Source organism: Streptomyces sp. NBC_01463, assembly GCA_036227345.1.
Classification (GTDB): Bacteria; Actinomycetota; Actinomycetes; order Streptomycetales; family Streptomycetaceae; genus Streptomyces.
In genome coordinates this window covers 5424165-5438732 of sequence record CP109468.1, presented here as the reverse complement: position 1 = coordinate 5438732, position 14568 = coordinate 5424165, and the positions used below count along the sequence as shown (strand labels likewise).

Below are 14568 nucleotides of genomic sequence, written 5' to 3'. Positions count from 1 at the left end.
CGGCCGACGCCCCGGGGGTTCAGGCCTCGGGGGCGTCCAGCTGCTCGATCGTCGCGTGGGAGGGGCCGCGGCGGGTCCGCAGGTCCCGGGCCACGTCCTCGGCGGCGCGCAGCACCCGTACGGCGTTCTGCCAGGTGAGCTTCGCCAGGTCGGATGCGGACCAGCCGCGGCCGAGCAGCTCCGCGATCAGGTTCGGGTAGCCCGCGACGTCCTGGAGGCCCTGCGGGAGGAACGCGGTGCCGTCGTAGTCGCCGCCGATGCCTACGTGGTCGATCCCGGCGGCCTCGCGCATGTGGTCGAGGTGGTCGGCGATGGTGGCCACCGTCGCCATCGGGCGGGGGTTCGCCGCCTCGAACGCGGCGTGGACCTTCATCCCGCGCTCGGTGGTGTCCAGGTGGTGCAGTCCCTGGGCGCGCATGTTCTCGTCGGCGGAGATCGTCCAGGCGACGGCCTCCGGCAGCACGAACTTCGGCACGAAGGTCGCCATCGCGATGCCGCCGTTGGCCGGGAGCTTGGCCAGGACGTCGTCGGGGATGTTGCGCGGATGGTCGCAGACCGCCCGCGCCGAGGAGTGCGAGAACATCACCGGTGCGGCGGAGGTGGCGAGCGCGTCGCGCATCGTCGTCGCAGCGACGTGCGAGAGGTCCACCAGCATGCCGGTGCGGTTCATCTCCCGTACGACCTCGTGGCCGAACGGGGAGAGTCCGCCGACGCCCGGGGCGTCCGTCGCCGAGTCCGCCCACGCGATGTTGTCGTTGTGGGTGAGCGTCATGTAGCGGACACCGAGGGTGTGCAGGGCGCGCAGGGTGCCCAGCGAGTTGTGGATGGAGTGGCCGCCCTCGGCCCCCATCAGGGAGGCGATCCGGCCCTCGGCGCGGGCCGTCTCCATGTCGTCGGCCGTCAGCGCGCGGCGCAGGTCGGCGGGGTACCGCTCCAGCAGCTCGGCGACCACGTCGATCTGTTCCAGGGTGGCGGCGACGGCGTCGTCGCCCGCCATGTCGGACCGTACGTAGACGGACCAGAACTGGGCCCCGACTCCCCCGGCACGCAGCCGGGGGATGTCGGTGTGCAGATGGGCCGACTGGTCGGTGGCGATGTCGCGGGCGGCCAGGTCGTAGCCGACCTGTTCGCGCAGCGCCCACGGCAGGTCGTTGTGCCCGTCGACGACCGGGTACTCCGCGAGGAGTTCCCGGGCGTGCTCCAGCCGGTCCGTCACGGTGCCTACTTCCCGAAGCCGAAGGAGTCGGGGTTCCCGACCTTGTTGCGCAGCCGCTTGCCCTTCTCGGTGGCCTGGTCGTTCAGGTCCGAGAGGAACTCCGTCATGCGGGTCCGCAGCTCGCCGTCGTGTGCGGCGAGGATACGGACGGCCAGCAGGCCCGCGTTGCGCGCGCCCGCGATGGAGACGGTGGCGACCGGGATGCCGGCGGGCATCTGCACGATGGACATGAGGCTGTCCATGCCGTCCAGGTACTTCAGCGGGACCGGCACGCCGATGACCGGCAGCGGGGTGACGGAGGCGAGCATGCCGGGCAGGTGGGCGGCGCCGCCCGCACCCGCGATGACCGCCTTCAGGCCGCGGCCCGCGGCGTTCTCGCCGTACGCGATCATCTCGCGCGGCATGCGGTGGGCGGAGACGACGTCGACCTCGTAGGGGATCTCGAACTCGTCGAGGGCCTTGGCCGCCGCTTCCATGACGGGCCAGTCGGAGTCCGAGCCCATGACGATGCCGACGACCGGCGCGGTGGAGGCGGGGGAAGTCATTCGGTGATCGTTCCTCGCAGGTAGTCGGCCGCGTGCCGGGCGCGCTCGCGCACGTCCGCCAGATCGTCGCCGTAGGTGTTGACGTGGCCGACCTTGCGGCCGGGCTTCACGTCCTTGCCGTACATGTGGATCTTGAGCTGCGGGTCGCGGGCCATGCAGTGCAGGTAGGCCTGGTACATGTCCGGGAAGTCGCCGCCCAGCACGTTGGACATGACCGTCCAGGTGGCGCGCGGGCGCGGGTCGCCGAGCGGGAGGTCCAGGACGGCCCGGACGTGGTTGGCGAACTGCGAGGTGATCGCGCCGTCCTGGGTCCAGTGCCCGGAGTTGTGCGGGCGCATCGCCAGTTCGTTGACGAGGATCTGCCCGTCGCGGGTCTCGAAGAGCTCGACGGCCAGGTGGCCGACGACACCGAGCTCCGCCGCGATCCGCAGGGCGAGCTGCTGTGCCTCGCCCGCGAGCCGCTCGTCCAGCTCGGGGGCCGGGGCGATGACCGTGTCGCAGACGCCGTCGACCTGGATGGACTCGACGACCGGGTAGGCGACGGCCTGGCCGTGCGGCGAGCGGACGATGTTGGCCGCCAGCTCCCGTACGAAGTCGACCTTCTCCTCGGCGAGGACCGGGACACCGGCCCGGAAGGGGTCGGCCGCGTCCGCCTCGGAGCGGACCACCCAGACGCCCTTGCCGTCGTAGCCGCCGCGCACGGTCTTGAGGATGACCGGGAAGCCGCCCGCCTCCTCGGCGAAGGCCGCGGCGTCGGCCGGGTCCTTCACGATGCGGTGGCGGGGGCAGGGCGCGCCGATCTCGGTGAGTTTCGCGCGCATCACCCCCTTGTCCTGGGCGTGCACCAGGGCGTCGGGGCCGGGGCGCACGGGGATGCCGTCCGCCTCCAGGGCCCGCAGGTGCTCGGTGGGCACGTGCTCGTGATCGAAGGTGATCACGTCACAGCCGCGCGCGAAGGCGCGCAGCGTCTCCAGGTCGCGATAGTCGCCCACGACGACTTCGCTCACCACCTGGGCCGCCGAGTCCTGCGCGGTGTCACTGAGGAGCTTGAACTTGATGCCGAGGGGGATGCCCGCCTCGTGGGTCATACGGGCGAGCTGACCGCCACCGACCATGCCGACTACCGGGAACGTCACTCCTCCAGGGTATCCGCACCCTCCGGGACCGTCCGACGATGCCCCGGGGCCCGGGGAGCGGGCACCCGGCCGGGTGGCGGGTGTCACAGCCTCGCCACACCTCCACCGGTACTCACGGGCAGCCGACGGGCGGCCTGGTTAGCATGGCTGGGTTGACGGAACCTGGAGCCGAACCGACAGACGGGCTAGCGATCACCATGAGCGAACGGGGCGCACTGCGGGCCCGGCTGGATCTGCTGGCCCGGGAGGTCGCCAAGTTCGGCGTCGTCGGCGCGATCGGCCTGGTCGTCAATATCGCCGTATCCAACCTGCTGTGGCGGTACACGGACATTCCGACGGTGCGGGCGGGTCTGCTGGCGACGTTCGTCGCGATCCTCTGCAACTACGTCGGCTTCCGCTACTGGACGTACCGGGACCGCGACAAGAGCGGCCGGACCCGGGAGCTGACGCTGTTCCTGCTGTTCAGCGCGGTGGGTGCGGTCATCGAGACCGGTGTGCTGTACGCGGCGACCTACGGCTTCGGCTGGAACAGCCCGGTGCAGAGCAATGTCTTCAAGATCATCGGCATCGGCATCGCGACGCTGTTCCGCTTCTGGTCCTACCGGACGTGGGTCTTCCGGGCGCTGCCTGACAAAGAGCCGGTGCTGAGCCCGGACGACTTCGTGCAGCAGGGGCGGGGCACGACCGTTCCCGCGCCCGCGGTCCGAGTCGAGGCCGCCGATCCGGCCCGGCGCTAGGACTTCCCCACCGGACTGCCCCCGGTCACCTCACCGGGCGTTCCGGTTCTTTTCTGTTCTGGGCCACCTGGCTGCTGAGGAACAGCGCGAAGACCGGCGGCTGCTGCTGGAGCAGTTCGAGGCGGCCGCCGTCCGCCTCCGCCAGGTCGCGGGCGACCGCGAGGCCGATGCCCGTCGAGTTGCGGCCGCTGATGGTCCGCTCGAAGATCCGCGCGCCCAGGTCCGCGGGGACCCCGGGGCCCTCGTCCGTCACCTCGATGACCGCCTGGTTCCCGGTGACCCGGGTGCGCAGCGCGACCGTGCCGCCGCCGTGCATGAGTGAGTTCTCGATCAGCGCGGCCAGCACCTGCGCGACCGCGCCGGGCGTGCCGACGGCGCTCAGTCCGTGCTTGCCGGAGCAGACGATGGCCCGTCCCTCGCTCCGGTAGGCCGGGCGCCACTCCTCGATCTGCTGCTTGACGATCTCGTCGAGGTCGAAGACGACGGCGGAGCCGGTCCGCGGGTCCCGGGCGTTGGTCAGCAGCCGCTGGACCACGTCCGTGAGGCGCTCGACCTGGGTGAGGGCGATGTTCGCCTCCTCCTTCACCGTCTCCGGGTCGTCGGTCACCGAGATCTCCTCGATGCGCATGGAGAGGGCGGTGAGCGGCGTACGGAGCTGGTGGGAGGCGTCGGCGGCGAGCCGGCGCTCCGCGGTCAGCATCCGGGCGATCCGTTCGGCGGAGGAGTCCAGGACGTCGGCGACCCGGTCCAGCTCCGGCACCCCGTACCGCTTGTGGCGCGGGCGCGGGTCGCCCGAGCCCAGGCGTTCCGCGGTCTCGGCGAGGTCGGTGAGCGGGGAGGCCAGCTTGTTGGCCTGGCGTACGGCGAGGAGCACGGCGGAGACGATGGCCAGCAGCGCCACCGCGCCGATGATCATCAGGGTGCGGCCGACCTCACGGGTGACGGCGGAGCGGGACTCCTCGACGGTGACCTTCTCGCCGTGCTCGCCCTCCTCCGTGGCGCTGATCACACTGCCGCCCGGGCGGTCGCCGACCTCGATGGGGGCGCGGCCGGGCATCTTGACCAGGGCGTAGCGCTTGTCGTCGATCTGTTCGGCCAGCACTCCGGGGTTGATCCGCTCGGCACCCAGGAGGCGGCTCTCGATGACACTGATCAGCCGCAGCGCCTCGGAGTCGACGCTCTCCTGGGCGCTGCTGCTGATGGTGCGGGTCTCCACGATGACGAGGGAGACGCCGAAGACGGCGATCACCACGAGCACCACGGCGAGGGTGGAGTTGATCAGTCTTCGGCGCATGACTGCTTCTGTACGTCAGCTCTTCTCGAAGCGGAAGCCGACGCCCCGGACCGTGGCGATGTAGCGGGGATTGGCGGCGTCGTCCCCGAGCTTCTTGCGGAGCCAGGAGATGTGCATGTCGAGGGTCTTGGTGGAGGACCACCAGGTGGTGTCCCAGACCTCGCGCATCAGCTGGTCGCGGGTGACGACCCGGCCGGCGTCCCGGACCAGGACCCGCAGCAGGTCGAACTCCTTGGCGGTGAGCTGGAGTTCCTCGTCGCCCATCCAGGCGCGGTGCGACTCGACGTCGATCCTGACGCCGTGGGTGGCGGGCTGCGGGGCGGGCTCGGTGGCGCCGCGGCGCAGCAGGGCCCGGACCCGGGCCAGGAGCTCGGCCAGCCGGAAGGGCTTGGTGACGTAGTCGTCGGCGCCGGCGTCGAGGCCGACGACCGTGTCCACCTCGTCGGCGCGGGCGGTCAGCACCAGGACCGGCACGGTGTGGCCCTCGGCACGGAGCCTGCGGGCGACTTCGAGGCCGTCCATCCCGGGCAGCCCCAGGTCCAGCACGACCAGGTCGATGCCGCCCTGGAGGCCGGCGTCGAGCGCGGTCGGACCGTCTTCGCGGACCTCGACCTCGTAACCCTCCCGACGCAGGGCACGAGCCAGTGGCTCCGAGATGGATGCGTCGTCCTCGGCGAGCAGTACACGGGTCATGCAGTGATGGTAGTCCGCGTGGACGACAACGAGTGAGGTGATCCAGAAGCCCTGCGGGTCTGCGCCCCGCTCGCACCCGGACCTTCGAATGTGGGAGTGTGTCCGCTCCTGGACCTGTGATCCATGTCTCAAGTCCTTTCATATCCCGCTCAGTCGTGTCGTATGGTGTTTCAACGCCTGTTGCACTACTCAAGGACCCTTGGGCAGCTCTTAACGCCGAGGGTCTCTTCTGTGTGCGGGGCCGGTACCCGCCGGCCCGGAAGTCCAGTGAATGACCTGTGGGCCGGGCCCGTACGCCGACGAGGGCGGAACGGGTGTGGATCCCGACGTGGTGGGCGTACCCGCGTCGGTGCCGGCCTCCCCCCACCGGGCGCGTACCGCTCACGAGGCGACGCGTCCCGACCAAGCAAGGATCGATCATGGCGTCCAGCCTGACGAAGGACCCGGCGAGCACCGCGGGCGGCGAGAAGACGTTCTTCGGCCACCCCCGCGGCCTGGCCACGCTCTTCATGACCGAGATGTGGGAGCGGTACAGCTTCTACGGCATGAAGGCGCTGCTCCCGCTCTACCTGATCGCGCCCGGTGGCATGCACATGAGCGCCACCACCGCGACGGCGATCTACTCCGTCTACATGGCGATGGTCTACCTGCTCGCCATGCCCGGCGGCTGGATGGCCGACCGCTTCTGGGGGCCGCGCAAGACGGTCGCCATCGGCGGCGGCGTGGTCATCCTGGGCCACATCACGCTCGCCGTGCCCAATTCCGCGACGTTCTTCGCGGGGCTCGTGCTCGTCGCGCTCGGTTCCGGCCTGCTGAAGGCCAACATCTCCACGATGGTCGGCCACCTCTACAAGGGCCCGGAGGATCCGCGCCGTGACGGCGGCTTCACGCTCTTCTACATCGGCATCAACATCGGCGCCTTCCTCGCCCCGCTGACCATCGGCACCGTCGGCGAGAACGTGAACTGGCACTTCGGCTTCGCGCTCGCCGCGATCGGCATGGCGCTGGGCCTCGCCCAGTTCATGCTCGGCACCCGCCACCTGAGCCCGGAGAGCGATGTCGTCTCCACCCCGGCGACGGAGCAGGAGAAGCGCTCCGTCCTGCGCAAGGGTCTGGTCTGGCTGATCGTCGCGGGCGTCTTCTACACCCTGCTCGCCGTCACCGGTAACTTCGCCGACTGGGCGCTGCTGCCGATCACCGTCGCCGGCCTGATCATCCCGGTCGCCGTGCTGGTGCGCATGAAGCGCGACAAGGAACTGACGACCACCGAGCAGTCCAAGCTGTCGGGCTACATCTGGTTCTTCGTGGTCGCCGCCGTCTTCTGGATGATCTACGACCAGAACGGCTCGACCCTGTCGATCTTCGGCGAGAACTCGACGACGAACACCCTGTTCGGCTTCGACTTCCCGACGTCCTGGTACCAGTCGCTGAACCCGGTCTTCATCATGGCGATCGCCCCCGTGGTCGCCTCGGGCTGGCTGTGGCTGAACAAGCGCGGCAAGGAGCCGAGCACCGCCGTCAAGTTCGCCTCCAGCCTCGTGCTGATCGGCATCTCGTTCGTGGTCTTCATGATCCCGCTGATCGACACCGCCGCCAACGGCGGCCGGGTCAGCCCGATGTGGCTGGTCGCGATCTACTTCATCCAGACGGTCGCCGAGCTCTGCCTCTCCCCGGTCGGCCTGTCGGTCACCACGAAGATGGCTCCGGCGAAGTACAGCTCCCAGATGATGGGTGTCTGGTTCCTCGCGGTCACCGCGGGCGACTCGGTGACCGGTCTGCTCACCTCCCCGCAGCTCGGCGTCGACCTGAACACCACGGGGGCGGTCGCCTTCGAGGCGGTCCTCGCGGTCATCGCCGGTGTCGGCATCTGGATGTACCGCAGGAAGGTCACCCAGCACATGAGCGACGCGGGCTGACCCTCCCGTTCCGCGCACAGGGGCCGCCGCACCGTCTCCACGGTGCGGCGGCCCCTTCCGTGTGCGTACGCGCCTCAGCTCAGCGGCCGGTGCGCAGCCTGCGCCACGGGGTGAACGTGAACACGGCGCCGCCCAGCAGGATCGCCGTGCCGGCGACCAGGCCGAGTGCGCGCAGGGACCCGTTGTCCTCGGCCCCGGTGGCCGCGAGCCCGCCGGAGGCCGTGCCGCCGCCCGCCGCCGCCGCTCCGCCGGAGCCCGCGGTGTCACCGCCCGACGCGCCGCCCTGCTGGGCGGTGGTGTCGAGTTCGAGGGACGCCTTCGTGGCGCCCTTGACCGTGCACGGGATGTTGATCTTCGAGGCGCCCAGCGTGACGTCGATCGTCAGGGTGCCGGGAGTCAGGGTCGACTTGCCGGAGGCGCCCGGCTTGTACGTCCCGGTCATGTCGGGCAGGTCGACGGGCTTGCCCGTCTTCAGGGGCTCCGGGTTGCCGGGCCCGGTGACCTTCACCGAACCCTTGTCGGCGCCGCCGACCACGATCTGCATGGACGGCTTGAGCGCACCGGCCGGCAGGTCCGCGGGGCTGTTCATGACGCCCTTGGCGGTCTTGACCGTGAGCCCGTAGCTGCCGCCGCTCTTCTTCGCGTTGATCGTCACCTTGCCCGCGATGTCCGGCGGACCCGGCGACTTGCAGGTGAAGTTGACGGCGACCTCCTTGCCCGGGAAGTCGGTGGCGCCGCCGCTGCCGCCGGAGGCCGTACCGCCTGAGGTGGTGCCACCGGCCGTCGTACCGCCCGAGGTGGTGCCGCCCGAGGTGGTGGTGCCGCCCGCGGTGGTTCCGCCGGCCGTCGTGCCACCGGCCGTGGTGCCGCCCGCCGTGGTGCCGCCCGCGGTCGTTCCCCCGGCCGTCGTGCCGCCGGTGGTGCCGCCGCCGTCCGTGACCTTGATCGTCGCGCCCGGCTGGACCGTCTCCTTCGGGGAGCACTTGGTGTCGGTGGAGATCGGCTTGGAGACGTTGATGGTGTACCCGTCGGGCGTCAGCGTCAGATCACCCGCCTTCTCCAGCTTCAGCGAGCCCTTCATGTCCGGCAGGATCATCGGGCTGTTCTTGGGGATCGCCGGGTTCTGCCGCGGGCCCTCCATCTTCAGGTCGCCGGTGGCGGCGCCGCCCAGCTTGATGGTGCCGGTCGGCTTGACGGTGTCCTTGTCGAGGTCGAGGACGTCGGGGTTGTTGGAGGCGGCCTGGACCGTCTTCCACACGACCTCGACGGTGTCCCCGACCTTCGCCTCGGCGGGCGCGGTCAGCTGCACCTTGGTGGTGCCCTGTACGGCCGGCAGTCCGGAGATGGCCGGGGGTATGCACTCCGTCTTGTACGAGATGTCGGCGGCCTGGGCCGGGCTCGCGGCCAGCAGCATGCCCGCCCCGCCGATCATCATCGCGACTCCCGCCGCGACCGTCCTGCGTTGCGTACTCACGAATGTCCCTTCGTCGTCGGGCTGTGCTCTGACGGTGCGGAATCAGGGGTGAACCACGGCAGTGCGGCCGTGGTGGTATCGGGGCCCGTGGCGGGCGCGGGACCGGTGGCCTGCGCCGGTGCGCGCCGCAGCTTCGGGAGTCTCACGCTCACGCCGGCGCGTGGGGACGGCCCCCGCCTGCGCCGGCCCGCCGCGTGCGCGGTGCGCGGCCGTACCTTGTCGACGACCGCCATGCCGATGCGGAAGACGGCCGCGGGCACGACGAGGCAGAGCAGGATCCAGAAGAGCGTCACGCCCCAGGGGCGGCCGACTCCCCACGGCTGCTCGGCCAGCACCTTCGTGCCGTACTTCAGTGAGATCTGGTAGTCGCCGTGGGCGCCGGCCGTCAGCTCGACGGGCAGTTCGATACGCGCCTTGCGGCCGGGCTCGACGGTCCCGCGCCACTGCCGTTCCTCCCACTGCGCGGCGAAGACGCCGTGTGCGGTCCCGACCTGGAAGACCGGGTCCTTGACCGGGGCGGAGCCCAGATTGCCGACCGTGAAGACGAGCCGGCGGGACGGCGGGGCGCCGAACCAGGTGAGGATGGAGCTGTCGCCCTCCAGGCGGGTGGCGGCGAGGACGGCGAGCTTCCCGTCGCCCGTCTGCTTCGGCAGGGCGGCGACCGGATGGCCCGCGACCACGAACACCGCGTCCGCGAGGGACTGTTCGCCGGTGACCGTGGCGACGTGGACCACGCAGGGGCACGGCACCGGTGGCTCGGCGACCGGCAGCTTCTTGGCGAAGGCGCCCTTCTTGTCGGTGGTGACGGCGCGGCCGTCCGCGTTGGCGCAGGAGTTGGTGCCGCCGATCACGCCGCGCGCGGGGGTGGACTGCCCGCAGACCAGCATCATGAGCAGGGTGCCGGGCCGCCAGCCCGTGCCCCGGACGGTGACCTCGCCGCCCTTGCCCGCCTGCTTCTGCGAGAGCGTGACCACCGGTTTCGGGTCGGCCGCGCTCCGGGCCGCCGCCCCGGCCCCGGTCGCGGTCAGCAGCAGGGCGGGCAGGAGCGCGGCCAGCAGGACGGCGCCCAGGACGGCCGCCCTGCCCCGGCCGTCGTTCCTGGATGGAGCAGGTCCGGTCCGTCGAGTCACGCTTCCCGTCCGTCCTGTCACGATTCCGCTCCCGCCTTCACCAAGTGCCTCTCGTCGGAGTGCTGTCGAAGTTCCGTGGCCGGGGCCGCCCCGTCGTCGCCGGGTGCGCCGCGCCGGGCGGCCCGCCTGCGCCGGATGCCGTACACGGCCGCGGCGCCGGCCACCAGGAGCAGGAGCGCGCCGCCGGTCACGGGCGCCCAGGGGACGAAGGCCGCCGACGCGGTCGCCTCGGCGTGCGCCCCGCCCGCCGACGTGACGCTCAGCCGTACGGTGACGGAGTCCAGGGCCGGGGCGTCCCGCCACGGCTCGGTGAGCCTCACCCGCTGACCGGGCAGCAGCTCCACCGGCAGGGTGCGGGCGTCGCGCCTGAACAGGGCGCCGAACAGCCCGTCCGCGCTGACGGACAGGCGGGGCACGAGGACCGCGTTGCCCCGGTTGACCAGCGTGTAGTGGATGGTCCGGCCGGACACCGCCACGTCCTCCACCGTGAGCGCCGCCAGCGTCGGACCGCCGACCCGCAGCTGGACCCGTACGCCCACCGAGCGGCCGCCGCTCTCGGCGACGATCGCGCCGGGGTGGTCGCCGGGCACCGCGTCCTGGGGCACGGTGAAGGAGACGGGCACGTCGGCACGGGTCCGGCCGGGCACGGTCACCTCGGTGCTCGCCGTCCGGAGCCAGGCCCCGGTCCCGGTGGAGCCGTGTGCGCCGCGCACCGCGAATCCGCCGCTCCCCGTGTTGTACGCGTCGGCGCCGCGCAGCCGTACCGTGACCGGCTTCGGCCCCGGATTGCTGAGCGAGAGCCGGTCCTGGAGGACGCTGCCGGGCAGGCCCTCCAGGTAGAAGTACGGTCTGCCCTCGTCCCGGCCCGGGCCGTTCGCCGCGGGCTGCGCCGTCCACGCCGGACCGGTGGGGTGCTCGGTGGCCCCGGCCGCCGGCGCCGTGGCGGCGGTGCACCACAGGACGGCGAGCAGGGTCAGGACGAGCACCGGGCGCCGCACGGCGGACGGCGGTCCGACGGCGGGCCCCGGGGAGGGGCGGATGGCGTGACCGGTCAACGGCGGCATGGGCGGCTCCCTGGTGCGTGACGGCGGCTGCGGCTCTCGCGGGGTCAGCCCGTGGCCCGCTGCCCGCGCCTGGTCAGCCACAGCACTCCGGCCGCACCGGTCAGCAGCACCGTGCCGCCGAGGGTGCCGAGCGCCACCGCCGAGTCCAGCGGTCCGGTCTTGGGCAGCGAGTCGTTGGTGTCCGGCGCGCTCGCGGCGCCGCCGGCCGCGGTGACGTCGAGGGAGAGCGAGGGCCCCGGATTGTTCGACGGGGTGCAGGTCGTCGTCGTACCGAGCGCCTTGATGGTGAGCACTCCGGCGGTGAAGTCGACCTTGCCGCTCTCCTTCGGGGTGTACGTCCCCGAAAGGTCGTTGATCTTGATGGGGCTGTTGGCGGGGATCGCCGTGGAGTTGGCCGGTCCGGAGACGCTGACCTGTCCCGGGTCGGCGCCGCCCACCTTGATCACCGCACTGGGGTTCATCGCTCCCTTGCCCAGCTCGACCGGGCTGGAGGAGACACCCTTCTGGAAGGACATGGTGAGCTTGTAGCCGCTGCCGCTCTTCACGCTCTTGATGTCGATCGGCGACACGGCGGCCTTGTCGCCGATCGGGGTCTTGCACTGGTAGTTGACGTCGACGACCGTCGCGTGGGCGGCGGGCGCGGCCATCAGCACCACCGCACCCGCAAGCCCGGACGCCAGCGCGAGAGCTGTTCGCTTCTGGTACGACACCTCGAGTTCCCCTCATGCCGGGAGTCGCCGCGCGCCGCTTCGTGCGGCACAAATAACTGACGACACATCAGATTGGGCGCTCAAGGTACGCCCGGGGCCTTGTGGAGGGAAGACAAAGAGCGCGCCGGATCGGCGCGCTCTTCAAGGGGCGTACAGGCCCGGGGGGACGAGCAGGGGAAACCCGCCCGGGGGCTACACGGGGGCGGCCAGTTCCGCCCAGACGGTCTTGCCGGGCTCGCCGGGCACCCGGACGACTCCCCAGTCCAGGCAGAGCCGCTGCACGATGAACATGCCGTGGCCGCCGGGCCGGCCGGCCCGGTGCGGGGTGCGGGGCGCGGGCTGGCCCGCTCCGCCGTCGGCGACCTCCACCCGCAGCGCCTTCGACGAGCGGGCGATGCGCAGCTCGTCGGGACCGTCCGCGTGCAGACACGCGTTGGTGACCAGCTCGGAGACGACCAGCAGGACGTCCTCGGCGGCGGCGCGGCGGTCGGCGGAGGCGGCGGGCAGCCAGCCCCAGTCGTGGAGCGCCTGGCGGGCGAAATCGCGGGCCGTCGGCACGATGCCGCTGACCTGCCGCAGGGACAGCGTGCGCCACTGCCGCTCCGCGGACTCCACCTGCCCGGAGGAGGGAGCGCCGACGCCCGCGTCCGCGCGGATGCCCGCATCGGCGCGTGCGCCAACCCCAGCGCCCTCCGGCTCGCGGCCGAGGTCGCCCGGCGGATGCTGCCGGGTGGTGCCCATCAGCGCTTCACCTCACCGATTCACCATGTCGCCATTGAACAGATACAGATACGAATACTGGTACGGAAACCGATACGGATACCGGAGGGACACGACGTGCGCCGGTCGCCGGGGCTCGCCGGGGTGTCTCCTGCCCGGCCGAATCGTGACAACACCCACTTCGGCTACGCGGATCGCGTGACACGGGCAACAGCTGGGGCGCCCGGGGCGTCGAAACGCGTCACGATCAGGTGTCCAGGGCCTCTTCGAGGGAGTCGTGGACGGTGAATACCGCCTCGGCCCCGGTGATCTCGAAGACCCGCGCCACCACCGGCAGCATTCCGGCCAAATGGACCCCTCCCCCGGCCGCCTCCGCCTTGAGGCGGGCACCGAGCAGCACGTTCAGCCCGGTGGAATCACAGAATTCGAGTTGCGAGCAGTCGACGACCAGGCGCACGCGCCCCTGCTCGACCGCGTGCTCCAAGGGCTCGCGCAGGAGGTCCGCCGTGTGGTGATCGAGCTCACCCACAGGCGTCACCACCTCACTGCGCCCCTCTGTCCGGGCCCCGACCTGAAGCCGGCCCCGGTTCGCACTGCCGACCGTCCCGCGGTCCATGCCCGATCCCTCTTCGCTCGTCACTGTCCGCATCAATGTGCATGCAGATGCGTTGCAGCTGTCGCTGACGTCTCTAAAACAGTACGCGTTCTGTGCGCCACGCGGTAGCCGAAGACCTCAACAAAGCGGACATATGGCGTCAATTGGCGCTTGTAACGACCCGCACGGACCGGGTAAGGGTAGGGGGACACCCAAAACACGGCCGGCTTCGGAGGCGCCGCTTCACCGCAGGAACACGTATGGGCATCGGCAGCCATATGCCGAGAACGATGGAGGAGACCATGTCACCCCGGCTCGACGAACCGCGTACCCACAACGCGACGTCGGCATGTCCTCAGGGACTGACCGAATCAGACTCCCCTGCTGCGGCCGTCCTGGACGGCACGCGCAACAGCACCACCAGCAGTGGCAGTGACACCAGCAGTACCGAAGACGACCACGGCGTGACCGACGGCCTCGAGGGACTCCCCGAGATCCCGCCCTACGCCGAAGTGGGCCCGCTGGACGCCAGGGCCCTGTCGAAGACGCTCTTCGCCCGGCTCGAATCCCTCGAAGAGGGCACGTACGAGTACTCCTACGTACGGAACACGCTCGTCGAGCTGAACCTGGCCCTGGTCAAGTTCGCCGCCTCCCGGTTCCGCTCGCGCAGCGAGCCGATGGAGGACATCATCCAGGTCGGCACCATCGGCCTGATCAAGGCGATCGACCGCTTCGAGCTCAGCCGGGGCGTCGAGTTCCCGACCTTCGCCATGCCGACCATCATCGGCGAGATCAAGCGCTTCTTCCGCGACACCAGCTGGTCCGTGCGCGTCCCGCGCCGCCTGCAGGAGCTGCGGCTCGACCTGGCCAAGGCGGGCGACGAGCTCGCCCAGCAGCTGGACCGCGCGCCCACCGTGGGCGAGCTCGCCGACCGCCTGGGCATCAGCCACGACGAGGTCGTCGAGGGCATGGCCGCGAGCAACGCGTACACCGCGAGCTCGCTGGACGCCAAGCCCGAGGAGGACGAGAACGAGGGCGCGCTGGCCGACCGGATCGGCTACGAGGACCACGGTCTCGAAGGCATCGAGTACGTCGAGTCCCTGAAGCCGCTGATCGCCGCGCTGCCGGGACGCGACCGCACGATCCTCTCGCTCCGGTTCGTCGCCAACATGACGCAGTCGGAGATCGGTGAGGAGCTCGGCATCTCGCAGATGCACGTGTCGCGGCTGCTCTCCCGCACCCTGGTCAAGCTCCGCAAGGGACTGACCCTGGACGAATGAGCGGGCACCCGCAACCCGCTTGCGAGGACTGCCGGATCAAGGACCTGCCCCGTCGAGG

Annotated in this window: 14 protein-coding genes; 3 read left to right on the top strand and 11 right to left on the bottom strand. The window is 71.0% G+C overall.

Annotated elements, in window-relative coordinates:
• Positions 1–19: 19 nt before the first annotated feature.
• From OG521_24185 to OG521_24175, 3 genes are read right to left on the bottom strand one after another with little or no spacing between them, the layout of a single operon-like run.
• Positions 20–1216, bottom strand: a complete 1197-nt coding sequence (locus tag OG521_24185) for a dipeptidase (GenBank protein WUW23702.1) — start codon at positions 1214–1216, stop codon at positions 20–22.
• A gap of 5 nt (positions 1217–1221) precedes the next feature.
• The gene (gene purE, locus OG521_24180; protein ID WUW23701.1) at positions 1222–1761 is read right to left on the bottom strand and encodes a 5-(carboxyamino)imidazole ribonucleotide mutase; all 540 of its coding nucleotides are present in this window, start codon (positions 1759–1761) and stop codon (positions 1222–1224) included.
• Positions 1758–2897, bottom strand: coding sequence for a 5-(carboxyamino)imidazole ribonucleotide synthase (locus OG521_24175; protein WUW23700.1), 1140 nt, complete (start codon positions 2895–2897; stop codon positions 1758–1760). Before OG521_24175 ends, purE begins: the two co-directional genes overlap by 4 nt.
• 197 nt (positions 2898–3094) lie before the next feature.
• On the opposite strand from OG521_24175, the gene OG521_24170 reads away from it, so the two are divergent.
• Complete coding sequence (locus OG521_24170; protein ID WUW23699.1) at positions 3095–3634, top strand: GtrA family protein; 540 nt, start codon at positions 3095–3097, stop codon at positions 3632–3634.
• Positions 3635–3659: 25 nt separating this feature from the next.
• Here OG521_24170 and OG521_24165 read toward each other — a convergent pair whose 3' ends face one another.
• Complete coding sequence (locus OG521_24165; GenBank protein ID WUW23698.1) at positions 3660–4928, bottom strand: ATP-binding protein; 1269 nt, start codon at positions 4926–4928, stop codon at positions 3660–3662.
• A gap of 15 nt (positions 4929–4943) precedes the next feature.
• Positions 4944–5621, bottom strand: coding sequence for a response regulator transcription factor (locus tag OG521_24160; GenBank protein ID WUW23697.1), 678 nt, complete (start codon positions 5619–5621; stop codon positions 4944–4946).
• Positions 5622–6040: 419 nt separating this feature from the next.
• On the opposite strand from OG521_24160, the gene OG521_24155 reads away from it, so the two are divergent.
• A complete protein-coding gene (locus OG521_24155; GenBank protein ID WUW23696.1) occupies positions 6041–7537 on the top strand; it encodes an oligopeptide:H+ symporter in 1497 nt (498 codons plus the stop codon).
• 79 nt (positions 7538–7616) lie between these two features.
• Here the strand turns inward: OG521_24155 and OG521_24150 are convergent, their stop codons facing one another.
• From OG521_24150 to OG521_24125, 6 genes are all read right to left on the bottom strand, one after another.
• On the bottom strand, positions 7617–8969 hold the full coding sequence (locus OG521_24150) for a hypothetical protein (GenBank protein ID WUW26783.1): 1353 nt from the start codon (positions 8967–8969) through the stop codon (positions 7617–7619).
• A 38-nt stretch (positions 8970–9007) separates the two neighbouring features.
• Complete coding sequence (locus OG521_24145; GenBank protein WUW23695.1) at positions 9008–10141, bottom strand: hypothetical protein; 1134 nt, start codon at positions 10139–10141, stop codon at positions 9008–9010.
• Positions 10142–10158: 17 nt separating this feature from the next.
• A complete protein-coding gene (locus OG521_24140; GenBank protein ID WUW23694.1) occupies positions 10159–11205 on the bottom strand; it encodes a hypothetical protein in 1047 nt (348 codons plus the stop codon).
• A 44-nt stretch (positions 11206–11249) separates the two neighbouring features.
• Positions 11250–11915, bottom strand: a complete 666-nt coding sequence (locus tag OG521_24135; GenBank protein ID WUW23693.1) for a peptidase — start codon at positions 11913–11915, stop codon at positions 11250–11252.
• A gap of 192 nt (positions 11916–12107) precedes the next feature.
• A complete protein-coding gene (locus tag OG521_24130) occupies positions 12108–12656 on the bottom strand; it encodes an ATP-binding protein (GenBank protein WUW23692.1) in 549 nt (182 codons plus the stop codon).
• Between the two features lie 226 nt (positions 12657–12882).
• On the bottom strand, positions 12883–13251 hold the full coding sequence (locus OG521_24125; GenBank protein WUW23691.1) for an STAS domain-containing protein: 369 nt from the start codon (positions 13249–13251) through the stop codon (positions 12883–12885).
• A 281-nt stretch (positions 13252–13532) separates the two neighbouring features.
• Between OG521_24125 and OG521_24120 the strand changes: the two genes are divergently transcribed.
• The gene (locus tag OG521_24120) at positions 13533–14510 is read left to right on the top strand and encodes an RNA polymerase sigma factor SigF (GenBank protein ID WUW26782.1); all 978 of its coding nucleotides are present in this window, start codon (positions 13533–13535) and stop codon (positions 14508–14510) included.
• Positions 14511–14568: the final 58 nt, after the last annotated feature.

Bases quoted from the DNA above. Each gene is read 5' to 3' on its own strand.
- OG521_24160 (WUW23697.1), bottom strand. From the start codon at position 5,621: ATGACCCGTGTACTGCTCGCCGAGGACGACGCATCCATCTCGGAGCCA.
- OG521_24140 (WUW23694.1), bottom strand. From the start codon at position 11,205: ATGCCGCCGTTGACCGGTCACGCCATCCGCCCCTCCCCGGGGCCCGCC.
- OG521_24125 (WUW23691.1), bottom strand. From the start codon at position 13,251: ATGGACCGCGGGACGGTCGGCAGTGCGAACCGGGGCCGGCTTCAGGTC.
- OG521_24165 (WUW23698.1), bottom strand. From the start codon at position 4,928: ATGCGCCGAAGACTGATCAACTCCACCCTCGCCGTGGTGCTCGTGGTG.
- OG521_24170 (WUW23699.1), top strand. From the start codon at position 3,095: ATGAGCGAACGGGGCGCACTGCGGGCCCGGCTGGATCTGCTGGCCCGG.
- OG521_24150 (WUW26783.1), bottom strand. From the start codon at position 8,969: ATGATCGGCGGGGCGGGCATGCTGCTGGCCGCGAGCCCGGCCCAGGCC.
- purE (WUW23701.1), bottom strand. From the start codon at position 1,761: ATGACTTCCCCCGCCTCCACCGCGCCGGTCGTCGGCATCGTCATGGGC.
- OG521_24130 (WUW23692.1), bottom strand. From the start codon at position 12,656: ATGGGCACCACCCGGCAGCATCCGCCGGGCGACCTCGGCCGCGAGCCG.
- OG521_24155 (WUW23696.1), top strand. From the start codon at position 6,041: ATGGCGTCCAGCCTGACGAAGGACCCGGCGAGCACCGCGGGCGGCGAG.
- OG521_24120 (WUW26782.1), top strand. From the start codon at position 13,533: ATGTCACCCCGGCTCGACGAACCGCGTACCCACAACGCGACGTCGGCA.